The sequence below is a fragment of the Telluria aromaticivorans genome (assembly GCF_013003915.1).
Lineage (GTDB): Bacteria > Pseudomonadota > Gammaproteobacteria > Burkholderiales > Burkholderiaceae_D > Telluria > Telluria aromaticivorans.
In genome coordinates, this window is sequence record NZ_JABAIV010000003.1 from 534,715 (window position 1) to 548,070 (window position 13,356).

At 67.0% G+C, this 13,356-nt stretch carries 11 protein-coding genes and 1 riboswitch; of the genes, 2 read left to right on the top strand and 9 right to left on the bottom strand.

Annotation, left to right across the window (positions count from 1 at the left end; genetic code table 11):
* The first annotated feature begins 122 nt into the window (after positions 1–122).
* Positions 123–2,795 (top strand): two-component system response regulator, encoded by a 2,673-nt coding sequence (locus tag HGB41_RS11740; RefSeq protein ID WP_171084430.1) that lies wholly within the window; start codon positions 123–125, stop codon positions 2,793–2,795.
* A gap of 118 nt (positions 2,796–2,913) precedes the next feature.
* Positions 2,914–5,853: a M16 family metallopeptidase gene (locus HGB41_RS11745; protein ID WP_171084432.1), complete on the top strand. Its 2,940-nt coding sequence runs from the start codon at positions 2,914–2,916 to the stop codon at positions 5,851–5,853.
* A 126-nt stretch (positions 5,854–5,979) separates the two neighbouring features.
* Here HGB41_RS11745 and HGB41_RS11750 read toward each other — a convergent pair whose 3' ends face one another.
* From HGB41_RS11750 to glyA, 9 genes are all read right to left on the bottom strand, one after another.
* A complete protein-coding gene (locus tag HGB41_RS11750; protein WP_171084435.1) occupies positions 5,980–6,609 on the bottom strand; it encodes a riboflavin synthase in 630 nt (209 codons plus the stop codon).
* Between the two features lie 6 nt (positions 6,610–6,615).
* A complete protein-coding gene (gene ribD, locus HGB41_RS11755) occupies positions 6,616–7,692 on the bottom strand; it encodes a bifunctional diaminohydroxyphosphoribosylaminopyrimidine deaminase/5-amino-6-(5-phosphoribosylamino)uracil reductase RibD (RefSeq protein WP_171084883.1) in 1,077 nt (358 codons plus the stop codon).
* 87 nt (positions 7,693–7,779) lie between these two features.
* Positions 7,780–8,349: a GspH/FimT family pseudopilin gene (locus tag HGB41_RS11760; RefSeq protein WP_171084437.1), complete on the bottom strand. Its 570-nt coding sequence runs from the start codon at positions 8,347–8,349 to the stop codon at positions 7,780–7,782.
* Complete coding sequence (locus HGB41_RS11765) at positions 8,346–8,822, bottom strand: type IV pilin protein (protein WP_229422979.1); 477 nt, start codon at positions 8,820–8,822, stop codon at positions 8,346–8,348. Before HGB41_RS11765 ends, HGB41_RS11760 begins: the two co-directional genes overlap by 4 nt.
* On the bottom strand, positions 8,819–9,637 hold the full coding sequence (locus HGB41_RS11770; protein WP_171084439.1) for a pilus assembly PilX family protein: 819 nt from the start codon (positions 9,635–9,637) through the stop codon (positions 8,819–8,821). Before HGB41_RS11770 ends, HGB41_RS11765 begins: the two co-directional genes overlap by 4 nt.
* Positions 9,638–9,644: 7 nt before the next feature.
* Positions 9,645–10,547 carry a PilW family protein gene (locus tag HGB41_RS11775; protein WP_229422980.1) on the bottom strand — a complete coding sequence of 301 codons (903 nt, stop codon included), beginning with the start codon at positions 10,545–10,547 and terminating at the stop codon, positions 9,645–9,647.
* A gap of 32 nt (positions 10,548–10,579) precedes the next feature.
* Complete coding sequence (gene pilV, locus HGB41_RS11780) at positions 10,580–11,101, bottom strand: type IV pilus modification protein PilV (protein WP_171084443.1); 522 nt, start codon at positions 11,099–11,101, stop codon at positions 10,580–10,582.
* A 156-nt stretch (positions 11,102–11,257) separates the two neighbouring features.
* Positions 11,258–11,716, bottom strand: a complete 459-nt coding sequence (gene nrdR / locus HGB41_RS11785) for a transcriptional regulator NrdR (RefSeq protein ID WP_171084445.1) — start codon at positions 11,714–11,716, stop codon at positions 11,258–11,260.
* Positions 11,717–11,765: 49 nt separating this feature from the next.
* Complete coding sequence (gene glyA, locus HGB41_RS11790; RefSeq protein WP_171084448.1) at positions 11,766–13,013, bottom strand: serine hydroxymethyltransferase; 1,248 nt, start codon at positions 13,011–13,013, stop codon at positions 11,766–11,768.
* A gap of 137 nt (positions 13,014–13,150) precedes the next feature.
* Positions 13,151–13,266, bottom strand: a riboswitch (ZMP/ZTP riboswitch).
* Positions 13,267–13,356: the final 90 nt, after the last annotated feature.

A 13,356-nucleotide genomic window follows, 5' to 3' on the forward strand; every position in this document is an offset into this window, starting at 1 on the left:
TTGCGGCCTATGATGTCGCCGAGGGCTCTCCCCGGCAACGCCGGCCCACTCTGCGGAGTTGCCATGGCGGTAGTTCCATCATCTCGCAGTCGCTGCGGCGCTTTCCCTGGAAGGCGTCGCTGATGGCCACGATCCTGATCGTCGACGACCGGCCGAGTAACCGCGCCTTCCTCAATGCCCTGCTCGGCTATACCGGCCACCGCCTGCTGGAAGCGGAAGACGGCGCCCAGGCCCTGGCCCTGACGCGCAACCACCGTCCAGACCTGGTCATCACCGACATCCTGATGCCGATCATGGACGGCTACGAGCTGGTCCAGCAGATCCGCCTCGACCCGGAGCTGCGCACCACCCGCATCATCTTTTTCTCGGCCGTCTACGCCGAGCGCGAGACCCAGGCCATGGCGGCGCGCTGCGGCGTCGCCACCGTCCTGCCCAAGCCCTCCGACCCGCACCAGATCCTCGAAGCCGTCAACGCCGAACTCGGCGTGATCGAAGGCACCCCGCCGGCGCCGGTGGCCGCGCCGGAAGAACGCGACCGCGGCCTGCCCTTCGACCTGTGTGCGCGCCTGACGGAACTGGAGCGCATGTGCCTGGCCCTGATCGGCGAACGCCGCGTCGAGACCCTGGCCGCCTCCTTCCTCGACGTCGCCCGCCGCGTGCTGCACGCCGACTGCGCCGCCCTGTGCCTGCTCGACCGCGGCGAGCGCAACGTGCGCCACCTCGCGGCCTGGGCGCTCGACCCGGCCCTGCTGGCCAGCCATGCCCAGGACGAAACGCGGCTGCCGGGCATGCTGCTGCGCGCCCGCGCGCCATTGCGCCTGGTCGAAGGCGACACGTATTTGGGAACATTGCCGTCCTGCCACCCGGGAATGGGCAGCTTCCTCGGCCTGCAGGTGCACGACCTGCAGCATCCGCACGGCTGGCTGTACTGCGCGCGCCATCCGGGCGCGCCGGCCTTCACCGAAGAAGAAGAGCGCTGGGCCACGGCCCTCGCCGCCCAGCTGGCGGTGGCCTATGAAAACCTGAATTTGTACGACGTGGTGCAGCGCCACGCCGCCCAGCTCCAGCTCGAAGCACTGGCGCGCGCGGACGCCGACGTTGCCCTGCGCGAGAGCCAGCACCGGCTGGAGCTGAACCGCCAGGTCTTCGACAGCACCCAGGAAGGCATCATGATGACCGATGCCGAGGCCAATATCGTCGCCGTCAATCCGGCCTTCGAGCAAATCACGGGCTACCGCGAAGCCGACGTGCTGGGCCTGAACCCGCGTATCCTGCGCTCCGGACGGCACGATTCCGCCTTCTACGGCAGCATGTGGCACTGCCTGGAAAGCGATGGCCAGTGGCGCGGCGAGATCTGGAACCGCCGCAAGAACGGCGAAGTCTATCCCGAGCGCAGCAGCATCAGCGCGGTGCGCGACGAAGCCGGGCGCCTGACTGCCTATGTGTCCGTCTCGACCGACCTGTCGGCGCTGAAGGCCGCGCACCACCAGCTCGATTTCCTGTCCAACCACGACGCCCTGACCCTGCTGCCGAACCGCTCGCTGTTCAACGACCGCCTGCAGCAGGCGATCGCCGCGGCGCGCCAGGGCGACGGCCAACTGGCGCTGCTGCTGTTTAACGTCGACCGCCTCTCGCGCATCAACGACAGCCTCGGCCACGCCGCCGGCGACGCCGTGCTGCGCGAAGTCGCGCGCCGGGTCGGCGACATCGCCGGCCCCACCGATACGCTGGCGCGCCTGTCGGGCGACGAATTCGTCCTGCTGCTCACCGCCTGCCACGACAACGAAGACATCATCCTGGCCGCGCGCCGCCTGATCGACGCCATCGCACAGCCCCATGCGGTGGGCGGGCACGACGTGGTGGTCACCGGCAGCGTCGGCATCAGCATCTTCCCGCGCGACGGCAATGCGGCGGGCGAACTGCTCAAGTCGGCCGATGCGGCGCTGACCGACATGAAGGAGTCCGGCCGCAACGGCTTCCGCTTCTTCAAGGGCGAGATGAATGCCCATGCGCTGCGCTGGCTGGCGCTGGAAACGCGGCTGCGGCGCGCCATCGAGCGCAGCGAGCTGGCCCTGCACTACCAGCCGCAGATCTCGCGTGTCGACGGCAGCGTGGTCGGCATGGAAGCCCTGCTGCGCTGGCGCAGCGAGGAAATCGGCATGGTGCCGCCGGGCGACTTCATCCCGCTGGCCGAAGATACCGGCCTGATCCACCCGATCGGCGAATGGGTGATCCGCCAGGCCTGCTTCCAGAACAAGGCCTGGCAAAACGCCGGCCTGCCGCCAGTGAAAGTGGCCGTCAACGTCTCGGCCAACCAGTTCAAGGCCGGCTCGGTGAGCGGCATCGTGCGCGCCGCACTGGAAGAAAGCGGGCTGGCGCCGCGCTACCTGGAGGTGGAGCTGACTGAAAGCGTGATGATGGGCGACAGCTCGGTGGCCGAAGCGCAAATGGCGGAATTGCGCGCGATGGGCGTGTCGCTGTCGCTGGACGACTTCGGCACCGGCTATTCCTCGCTCGGCTACCTGTCGCGCTTCCCGCTCGACAAACTCAAGATCGACCAGACCTTTGTGCGCAACATCACCACCGAACAGCGCAGCGCCGCCATCGCCCAGGCGACCATCGCCCTGGCCCAGGGCCTGTCGCTGCAGGTCGTGGCAGAAGGCGTGGAGACGGTCGGCCAGCGCGACTTTTTGGGGCTGATCGGCTGCGACGTCATGCAGGGCTACCTGTACAGCCGGCCCTTGCCAGCGCACGAAATGGGGCAATTGCTGGCCAAGGGACGCGTCGCGGTCTGAATTTTGCTGCGGACATTGCTGCCTGCACGCAACACGCACGGCCCCAACAGGGGCCGATGCGATATTTAGACGGGCACGCGCGGTAGAATGCGTGCTCGTCTATAAAAAAGTTCCTTAAATGAGCAACAATTTCGTGCGCGGCATATGCATGGCCGCAGTGCTGTTCGCGCACTTGCCAGCGAATGTTGCACACGGGGCCACATCGGCCCCTGTGGTTTCCCCTGCTGCGGCAGCCCGGGACGCCGGACCGCTGCGCCTCGATGCCCAGATCCCGGTCGGCCCGCAGGTCAAGGTCGGCAAGCTGGCCAACGGGCTCACCTATTACATCCAGCGTAATGCGCGTCCCGAGCGCAAGCTCGAATTGCGCCTGGTGGTCAAGGCCGGCTCGATCCTGGAAGACGAGGACCAGCGCGGCCTGGCCCACTTCGTGGAGCACATGGCCTTCAACGGCTCGACCAATTTCCGCAAGCACGAACTGGTGTCCTACCTGCAGTCGATCGGCGTCGGCTTTGGCGCCGACCTGAACGCCTATACCGCCTTCGACGAGACCGTCTACATCCTGCCGATCCCGACCGACAAGCCCGAACACGTCGGCAAGGCTTTCCAGGTGCTGGAAGACTGGGCCCATGGCGTGAGCTTCGATCCGGCCGACATCGACAAGGAGCGCGGCATCATCCTGGAAGAATTGCGGCTGGGTAAAGGCGCATCGGACCGCATGAGCAAGCAGATCATGCCGAAGATCTTCAACGGCTCGAAATATGCCGAACGCCTGCCGATCGGCACCGAAGAGGTGCTGCGCAATTTCACGCCCGACGCCCTGCGCCGCTTCTACCGCGACTGGTACCGCCCCGACCTGATGGCGGTGGTCGTGGTCGGCGACATCGAGCCGGCGCGCGCCGAGCAACTCGTGAAGCAGCATTTCGCCAAACTGAAGAACCCGCAGCCCTCGCGCCCGCGCGCCTATGCCGAGATCCCGGCGCGCCAGGCCACCGAGGCGCTGGTCGTCCTGGATCCGGAAGCCACCGGCAATGCGGTCCTGATCCGCTATCCGGTCCAGCCGGTGCACGAAGCCGGCACCATCCGCGCCTACCGCGACGACCTGGTGCAGGCGCTGTTCTCCGCCATGCTGAACCAGCGCCTGCAGGAACTGGCCCAGCTGCCCGAGCCGCCCTTCATGGGCGCCAACAGCTCGCTCGGCAAGCTGACCCCCCGCTACCGCTCGTACAACGCCTCGGCCGCGCTGGGGCCGCGCGGCGCCGATGCCGCCCTCACCGCCCTGGTCGAGGAAAACGAACGGGCGCGCCGCCATGGTTTCGGCGCGACCGAGCTCGAGCAGATGAAGAAGAACCTGATGCGCACCTACGAGCAGGCCTGGAACGAGCGCGCCAAGAGCGATTCGGGCACCTATGCGGCCGAATACATCCGCAATTTCCTGCAGCAGGAAGCGATTCCCGGCATCGATACCGAATACCGCTACGTCAAGCAGCTGGTGCCCGGCATCACGCTGGAAGAAATGAATGCCTACGCGCGCCGCACCATCCCGGCCGACTCGGGCAAGCTGGTGCTGTACACCGGCGTAACCCGCCCCGAGACCCCGCGCGGCGAGCAGTTGCTGGCCACGGTGGCAGCGGCCCAGCGCGCCGAGGTCAGCGCGCGTGACGAAAAAGCCGTGGCCGCGCGCCTGATGGAGCGTCCTTCCAAGCCCGGCACGATCGTCGCCCAGGCGCACGACAAGGCGCTCGGCCTGACACGCCTGGAGCTGTCGAACGGCGTCAAGGTGATCCTGAAACCCACCGATTTCCGCAACGACCAGGTGATGATGAGCGCGGCCCGCTTCGGCGGCCAGAGCCTGTTCAGCGACAAGGACGTGCTCAATGCGCGCTTCGCGAATGCAATCGTGGCCAGCATGGGCGTGAAGGATTTCACTCCCCTCGACATGAGCAAGATCCTGGCCGGCAAGGCGGCCCAGGTGAACGTCGGCCTGGCCAACTACACCGACGTGGTGGTCGGCGCCTCGGGTGCGACCGATATCGAGACCATGCTGCAGCTGGCCTGGCTGAAGTTCCACGGAGTGCGCCGCGACGAAGCTTTGTTCCGCTCCTATGTCGGCAAGCAGGCCGAGCAGGCGCGCAACCAGACCTCGCAGCCGGGCGTGCACTTTGGCGACGCCGTGATGGCGGCGCTGTACAACAACCACCCGCGCGCGCCACGCACCTTGAAGCCGGAAGAATACGAGCAGATCGACCTGGACCGCAGCATCGACATTTTCCAGCAGCGCTTCTCGAGTGCCAAGGACCTGACCTTCATCCTGGTCGGCAGCTTCGACGCCAACGCGATCAAGCCGCTGCTGGCCGCCTACCTCGGCAGCCTGCCGACCCCGGACCTGCCGGTGGCCTACCGCGACGTCGGCATGCGTCCGGCGACAGGCGTGGTCAAGCGCGAAGTGCGCAGCGGTTCGGAACCCAAGAGCACCATCTCGCTCACCTTTACCGGCACCGCCGAGTTCACCGAAGCCGAACAATTGCGCCTGTCGGCCCTGCTGGAAGTGACCAACCTGCGCATCATCGAGGTGCTGCGCGAGCAAATGGCCCTGATCTACGGCGGCGGCGCCAACGGCGTGCTGAGCAAGATCCCTTACGGGAATTACTCGATCGGCGTGACCCTGCCGACCGGGCCGGAGCACGTGGACAAGGTGATTGCGACCACCTTTGCCGAAATTCGCCGCCTGCAGACGCAGGGGCCGGACGCGGCCGACCTGGAAAAAGTGAAGAGCAACTGGATCCAGAACCACCGCCGCTCGCTGCGCGAGAACGGGTACTGGCTGGGGCATTTACAGACGGCGCTGAGCGAAGGAACCGATCCTGGGTCGATTCTCGAGATCGAGAAGCAGGTGGCGGCGTTGACGGCGGACGAGATCCGGACGGCGGCCAAGCGTTATTTCAACGACCAGAATTATGTGCAGGTGGTGCTCAATCCGGAGGTGCAGGCGCCGGCCAAGGTGGCGGCGTCGGCATCGGAGTCGGCATCGGAGTCCAAACCAGTAGCGCCAGGCGGATAGGCGGAACCGACGTCGATGAGCCCCGTAGGGTGGGCAGATTCTGCCCAAGCGTCCAAATCACGTTCGCATTGCGGCGGTGCGATTATTCACGGATGGTTGAACGCGCGGGCGGGGGACCCGCCCACCCTACGAAGCCCGCGCTGAGAGCATGCGCTCGACGTAACGCGCGATCAGGTCAATCTCCAGGTTCACTTTCGAGCCGGCACGCAGGTGCTTGAGCGTGGTGACTTCGATCGTATGCGGGATCAGGTTGATCGAGAAGCGGCACAGCTTGCCCCCTTCCCCGTCCAGGTCCTCCACCCGGTTCACGGTCAGCGACACGCCGTTGACCACCACCGAGCCCTTGTACGCCAGGAACTTCGCGAGCTCATGCGGCGCGTCGATCACCAGTTCGCGCGATTCCCCGACCGGCTCGAAGCTGTGCACGGTGCCCAGGCCATCGACGTGGCCGGAGACCAGGTGGCCGCCCAGCCGTTCGGCCAGGGTCAAGGCCTTCTCCAGGTTGACCTCACCCGGCACCTCGAGGCCGACCGTCTTGCTCAGGCTCTCGCGCGAGACGTCGACGCTGAAGCTCGTGTCGGTCTTGGCCACCACGGTCATGCAGGCGCCGTTGAGGGCGATCGAATCGCCCAGCGCGACGTCGCCGAGCGGCAACGGGCCGGCGTCGATATCCAGGCGTACACCTGCGAACGAGCCGCCCTCGAGCGGGGTGACCGAAGTAATGCTGCCGACGGCCGCGACGATTCCAGTAAACATGTGATCTTATTCCTCAGTATTGGTAAATCTTGCCAGGATGCGGATGTCGTCGCCGACCCGCGCCACGTCGTGGAAGCGCAGCCGGCGCTTGTCGCCCAGCTGCGCCAGCGGCGGCAAATCGAACATGCCCTGCCCCGGCCCGACCAGGCTAGGGGCCAGGTAGACCAGCAGCTCGTCGACACAGCCTTCGCGCACCATCGAGGCATTCAGTTTCGAACCGGCTTCGACGTGGACCTCATTGATCTCGCGCCGGCCCAGTTCGCGCATCAGCGCCGGCAAATCGACCTTGCCGCCGGCGTTCGGCAGCACGATCACCTCGTGCCCTGCTGCCTGCAGCGCCGCAGCTTTTTGCGGGAGTTCGGCAGCGGCCACGATCCAGCAAGATTCGCCCTGCAGGATGCGCGCATCGGGCGCAATGTCGAGCCGGCTGTCCACGATCACGCGGCGCGGCGGCAATGGGGTGTCGATGCCGCGCACGTTCAGTTGCGGATCGTCCGCTTTCACCGTACCGATGCCGGTCAGGATCGCCTGCGCCCTCGCGCGCCACGCATGGCCGTCTGCGCGCGCGTCCGGCCCGGTGATCCACTGGCTCTCGCCGTTTTCCAGCGCGGTGGTGCCGTCCAGGCTGGCCGCGACTTTCAGGCGCACCCAAGGCAGCCCGCGCCGCATGCGCGAGAAGAACCCGATGTTCAATTCATGGGCGGCGTCGGCCAGCACGCCGGAGACGACCTCGATGCCGGCCCTTTCCAGCTGCGCCAGTCCGCGCCCGGCGACCAGCGGGTTGGGATCCAGCATCGCCGCCACCACGCGTCCCAGGCCGGCCTCCACCAGCGCATTCGAGCATGGCGGCGTGCGGCCGTAATGGCTGCATGGTTCCAGGGTGACGTAGGCGGTAGCGCCACGCACATCATGACCACGTGCCCGCGCATCGCGCATGGCCTGGATTTCGGCATGCGCCTGCCCCGCCGGCTGGGTATGGCCGGCGCCGATCACGATGCCATCGCCCACGATCACGCAGCCGACCCGCGGATTCGGCGCGGTGATATACATGCCTTTCGCGGCCCATGCCAGGGCCAGCGCCATGCCGTCGGTATCGTTGAGAATCTGGTCGCTGTCGTTTGCCAAGTGTGGTGTCCTGCCCTTGCGTCCTGCCGTGCATGCTGCTCCCCGCTACGGCGGCGCTTGCGCGCCCTCGCAGCCGTCGTCGCGTTCCGGATTGCACAGCCGTACGCGCCCGAGCATGTTGATTTTAATACGCCGGATATGCTCGCCGTGAAACAGCGATAGCGTACCCAGCCGGGAAGCATTGCCATTGGTTTCGCTGCAGCTGCGCCCGGCGCCATTGTAGGCGATGTAGTGCGGCGGCGCTGACTGGGTGAAGGAAAAGTCGACCCGCACGCCCGGCGGCAAGGGGCCGTGGACCGACAGGATCTCGTCACCGGGCCCGGGCTGGCGGTCGCCGTCGCGGTCCACGAAGACGGTCCAGCCCTGGGTCCAGTCGGCTCCGTTGGGATCGCGCGGCACCAGCTTGACCCGGCCGTTGCGCGCGATGGCCTGGGCCCGGGTATGGGCGATTGCACCCAGCAGCTCGCCCGATGCGGCGCGTATCTGCTGCGCCGTGACGAGCGCGTGCAGGTCGGGCGCGGCCACCGCCAGCACGACCGCCGAAATGCCGAGCACGACGACCAGTTCGGCCAGCGTGGCGCCAGCGCACCTTGCCCGCTTCGTGGATGAGGTCATGGCCAGCAGCGCGGCGCGTTCCCGCTCGCTCCCTGCGCGCCGGTGCTGTCGAAGGTCAGCACGCCGCAGTCCGGGTCGTCGAAGCCGGCATCGACATTCGCCGTTCCCGGCTGGGCGCGCAGTTCGATGCACTGGCCGATGTCCTGGCCTTCGCACGCATAGCCGTCGACCTCGTAGGCGCTGGTTTCCGGTTGCGACCCGAGCCACCAGCGGAACTGCTGGCTGTCCGGATCTTCGGAGCCAGACGAGAATGCGACATAGGTATGGTGCTGGGCGCGGTATTGTTCCTGGCGCTGCATGGCGTCGACCAGCGCCAGTTGCGCCTCCACGCGCCGGGCCTTGACCACATGGGCGGCATAGCCCGGATAGCCGATCGCACCCAGGATGGCCACGATCGCCAGCACGACCATCAATTCGACCAGGGTAAAGCCGCGCCGCCTTGTGCCGCGCGGCAGCATCGCCAGGCTAGTCATCCTTCCTCCGTCCCTGCGGGTGCGGCTGCCGCAACGCCATCGTGCCAGTTGGCGATCTCGCGCCAGCTCACGCGCAGGCCTGGCCCGCCCGGCGTTCCAGGTGCCGCCGGTGCGGTACTTGTTTCGGGGCTGTCCGGCGCCGGCGGGGGTGCGGGCGATTCAGCCGGGCTGCCGGGGTCGGCCGATGGAGCCGGTTCGCCGGGCGTCCCCGGCGACGACGGCCCGGACGGCACGGCAACCAGCAGCTTGCGGTAATACGCCTGCACCGCCACCTGCGTCGTGCCGGCGCTGCCGAAGCCCAGCGCCGTGATCCGGTACAGCAGCGCATCCGGCGGCGACGGCATCCGTTCGATCAGGTAGCGCGGCGGCCGCGCAGCCAGCGCACCGGCCCCGGTAGGAATCTGGGTCGCCGTGTAGGCGCCCAGCACGACGCCCGGCCCGTCCTCGTCGGTCAGTGCCTCGTGGATGGCGCCGTCACCGGCAGCCGCTTGGCTGCACAGGCCCTGGTAGGGAGCGCCGCCGCGGCATCCGTCGCTGAAGGCGGCCGGGCTGGCGCTGGCCAATGCGGCGGCGCGCGCGGAAGCCGGGTCGGCGCCGCCCTCGACGTCCTGCTCCGCATCCGCCAGCGCCGCCATGGCGCCATGCAGGGCCAGCATCCGGTCGCGTTCATTGCTGGCGGCGAGCGCGCCATGCAGGGCACTGCGGGCGGAGGCAATCCCGGTCAGCAGGATCGCCAGCATCAGCAGCAAGGCGGTAAGCAGCGCAACGCCGCCCTCCCGGTTACGGCAAGCGCACGTGGGCACGGTCGTGTGCATGTTGTCCTCACCCACCCCGCGCCGGCAGCGCGATGGTGGTGGTGAATACCTTGCGGTGGCGCGGCGCCCCGCGGCCGGCCAGCGTCGCCTCCAGCAAGCGCGTCCCGGCATCGGCAATGCCCGCCATGTCGCCATACTCCGGCCCGAACAGGTCGTAGCGCGCGTTGCCGGCACCTTCCAGCCGGCTCGGCGCGCCGTGCAGCAGCAAGGCCACCCGCACGCTGGCCAGCTTCTTCCAGTGGGTGCGGCGCCGCAGGTCGGCATCGCGCTCGGCCGCGGTCGCGCCTACCAGCACCAGGCCGGCATCCAGCGCGGACAAGGCGCTGGCATGCACGTAGCGCTCCGGCGCACCATCCGCATCGAGGTCGAGCCCGTACAGCACCTGGAAGCTGTCCACCGCACCGACCACCGCATCGGCCGACCAGTTGCTGGCGCCCCGGTACTTGCAGCGCAGCTCGGCGTCGCCCTGCGCATTGCGCGCGACGTAGAAAATGCTCCAGCCCTCTTCGTCGCGATGAACGGAAAAGCCCGCGCAGTCGAGCGTGGTGCCGTCCCCACCGGGCGGCGCACCGGTGCCGGGATAGCGCAGCGCCAGCACGTCGCTGCCATGCACGACCGCATTGGCGATCGCATTGTCGATGGCGAAGCCGGTCTGCGTCACCCGGCGCGCGTCCAGCCCGGCCACGCGCGCCGGCGCCGCCGCATCCGGCCCGGCGCTGTCCCGTTCCCAGTCCACGAAGGCGGACTGCCGCACCGCACGCGCCATCACGTCGAGCGAATAGCGTCCGGCGTCGTCCATGGCCGCCGTTTCCACCTGGGCGGCAAAGGCGCGGGTGGCAAAGACGAACAGGCTTCCTGCGGCCAGCAGCACGCCCAGGCCGACGGTCATGGCGACCAGCAGTTCGGCCATCGTCATTCCGCGCTGGCGGTGAACGCGCGGCCTCATCGCAGCACCGTCACGTAGCCCGGCGCACCATCGGTGCCCTGCCAGCCCAGCTTCACCACCGGCAGTGCGCCCGGATCGCCATCGCAGCTCCAGCGAAAGCTTTTGCCCGCACTGTCCCATGGAGAGCCGTCGCGGCAGACCTCGACGCGCCCGCCCGGGAACTGCGCATGCACGGCCCGCCGGATCTCGTGCAGGTCGAAATCGGCCAGTTGCTGGGGCGTGCATGCGGTGGCGCCGAAGCACGATAGCGGCGCGGTGGGCGCGCCATCGGAGGCGTCGTACTGGAAGCCGAGGTAGGGATTGGCGGGATCTGGCAAGCCGGCAACCGGTGCGTTGACGCGCATGCGCGAGGCCAGCGAAGCCGCCAGTTGCGCCGCCTCCGAGGCCAGGGCCGCGTGCTGGCGCAGGCGCTCCGCCGTCAGCTGCGTAGCACCGGCGCCGACGATGCCCACCGCCAGCACGAACAGCGCGACCAGCACCTCGACCAGCGTGAATCCTTGCACTCCATGCGCCCGCATAGCCACCTCCCCTCGTCAGCATCGAAACACCGGCAGCGCCATGAAGCGGCCTGCCGTCTGCGAGCTGCGAAGTTATCAGGCGAGCATCTGCCCGCCGTGAGCTGGCACAATCGTTTTCGGGGAACTGATGAGCTGCCTGGCTGACGCCCGGGCGGCTTATTTACGCGGGTGGCCGACTTCGGCGAGTGCTTCCTGGAACTCGGCCAGGTCTTCGAAATTCTTGTAGACCGAAGCGAAGCGGATATAGGCGATCTTGTCGAGGCGTTTCAGCTCTTGCATCACCAGTTCGCCGACATAGCCGGTGTCGACTTCACGGCGGCCGCTGGTCAGGAGCTTTTCTTCGATGGTGGCGACGGCGGTATCAATCGCTTCGGCGGCCACGGGACGTTTGCGCAAGGCCAGCATCAGGCTGCCGCGCAGTTTGCTCGATGCGAACTCGGTGCGGCTGCCGTTCTTCTTGACGATGATCGGCATCGACAGTTCGATGCGCTCATAGGTGGTGAAGCGCTTGTCGCACTTCGCGCAGCGCCGGCGCCGGCGGATGGCGTCCCCTTCCTCGGACACGCGCGTGTCGAGGACCTGGGTATCTTCATGCTGGCAGAAAGGACATTTCATGGGGCGCCGGGTGCTGAAAAAGGGGCCGCACGACGCGGCCCCAGGTTACTTACTTGGCGTAGACCGGATACTTGTCGGTCAACAGCTTGACTTCCGCCTTCACGCGCTCGATGGTCGCGGCGTCGTGCGGGTTGTCCAGCACATCTGCGATCAGGTGGCCCACCTTGACCGCGTCTTCTTCCTTGAAGCCACGGGTGGTGAAGGCAGGGCTGCCGAGGCGGATGCCCGAGGTGACGAAAGGCTTCTGCGGATCGTTCGGGATGCCGTTCTTGTTGCAGGTCATGTGCGCCTGGCCGAGGATCGCTTCCGCTTCCTTGCCGGTCAGGTTCTTCGAGCGCAGGTCGACCAGCATCACGTGCGATTCGGTACGGCCCGACACGATGCGCAGGCCGCGCGCGATCAGGGTCTCGGCCAGCACCTTGGCGTTCTTGACGACCTGCTGCTGGTACGCCTTGAACTCCGGCGACAGCGCTTCTTTAAACGCCACTGCCTTGCCGGCGATGACGTGCATCAGCGGACCGCCCTGGATGCCCGGGAAGATCGCCGAATTGATCTGCTTCTCGAACTCGGCCTTCATCAGGATGATGCCGCCGCGCGGGCCGCGCAGCGACTTGTGCGTGGTCGAGGTGACGAAGTCGGCATGCGGCACCGGGTTCGGGTATTCGCCTGCGGCGATCAGGCCGGCGTAGTGGGCCATGTCGACCATGAAATAGGCGCCGACTTCCTTGGCGATTTTCGCGAAACGCTCGAAGTCGATGCGCAGCGCGAAGGCCGAGGCGCCCGCGATGATCATCTTCGGCTTGTGCTCGCGGGCCAAAGCTTCCATGGCCTCGTAGTCGATGTCTTCCTGCTCGGTCAGGCCGTAGGAGACGACGTTGAACCACTTGCCCGACATGTTCAGCGCCATGCCGTGGGTCAGGTGGCCGCCTTCGGCCAGCGACATGCCCATGATGGTGTCGCCGGGTTTTAGCATGGCGAAGAACACGCCCTGGTTGGCCTGCGAACCGGAGTTCGGCTGCACGTTTGCGGCTTCCGCGCCGAACAGTTGCTTGAGGCGGTCGATCGCCAGCTGCTCGGCGACGTCGACGAATTCACAGCCGCCGTAATAGCGCTTGCCTGGATAGCCTTCAGCATACTTGTTGGTCAGCTGCGAGCCCTGCGCTTCCATGACGGCCGGCGAGGTGTAGTTCTCGGACGCGATCAGTTCGATGTGGTCCTGCTGGCGAACGTTTTCCTTCTGGATGGCATCCCACAGGTCCGGGTCGACATTGGCGAGCGTATGATTCTTTGCAAACATGTAAAACTCCAATCGAGAGAAATACCAGGCAACGGGCCGGTCCGGCGCCCCGGCGGTCCGGCGCGCCGGCGCAGAATTGGCGGCCGGGCGGACGCAAGGCAGCCGCGAGGCCGCACACGACACGACGCGGTCCAGTTGATGGCTGCCCAGGCGAACGGCGATGACATCTCACGTTCCCCGGTGGGTGCCCACCTTTTGCCGTGCTTGGCGCATTCGGATGCGGCACGGTGTTTCGCCAGTTACGTGAGACGTAAATGACTCCAGATTGTATGTGATCCGAGCCCCTTAGGGCAAGGAAACTGCTGTCTTCCTAACAAGTGACGGGGCCGCAGCAAGCTTGTAG

Bases quoted from the DNA above. Each gene is read 5' to 3' on its own strand.
- HGB41_RS11740 (WP_171084430.1), top strand. From the start codon at position 123: ATGGCCACGATCCTGATCGTCGACGACCGGCCGAGTAACCGCGCCTTC.
- HGB41_RS11745 (WP_171084432.1), top strand. From the start codon at position 2,914: ATGAGCAACAATTTCGTGCGCGGCATATGCATGGCCGCAGTGCTGTTC.
- HGB41_RS11750 (WP_171084435.1), bottom strand. From the start codon at position 6,609: ATGTTTACTGGAATCGTCGCGGCCGTCGGCAGCATTACTTCGGTCACC.
- ribD (WP_171084883.1), bottom strand. From the start codon at position 7,692: ATGGCGCTGGCCCTGGCATGGGCCGCGAAAGGCATGTATATCACCGCG.
- HGB41_RS11760 (WP_171084437.1), bottom strand. From the start codon at position 8,349: ATGACCTCATCCACGAAGCGGGCAAGGTGCGCTGGCGCCACGCTGGCC.
- HGB41_RS11765 (WP_229422979.1), bottom strand. From the start codon at position 8,822: ATGACTAGCCTGGCGATGCTGCCGCGCGGCACAAGGCGGCGCGGCTTT.
- HGB41_RS11770 (WP_171084439.1), bottom strand. From the start codon at position 9,637: ATGCACACGACCGTGCCCACGTGCGCTTGCCGTAACCGGGAGGGCGGC.
- HGB41_RS11775 (WP_229422980.1), bottom strand. From the start codon at position 10,547: ATGGCCGAACTGCTGGTCGCCATGACCGTCGGCCTGGGCGTGCTGCTG.
- pilV (WP_171084443.1), bottom strand. From the start codon at position 11,101: ATGCGGGCGCATGGAGTGCAAGGATTCACGCTGGTCGAGGTGCTGGTC.
- nrdR (WP_171084445.1), bottom strand. From the start codon at position 11,716: ATGAAATGTCCTTTCTGCCAGCATGAAGATACCCAGGTCCTCGACACG.
- glyA (WP_171084448.1), bottom strand. From the start codon at position 13,013: ATGTTTGCAAAGAATCATACGCTCGCCAATGTCGACCCGGACCTGTGG.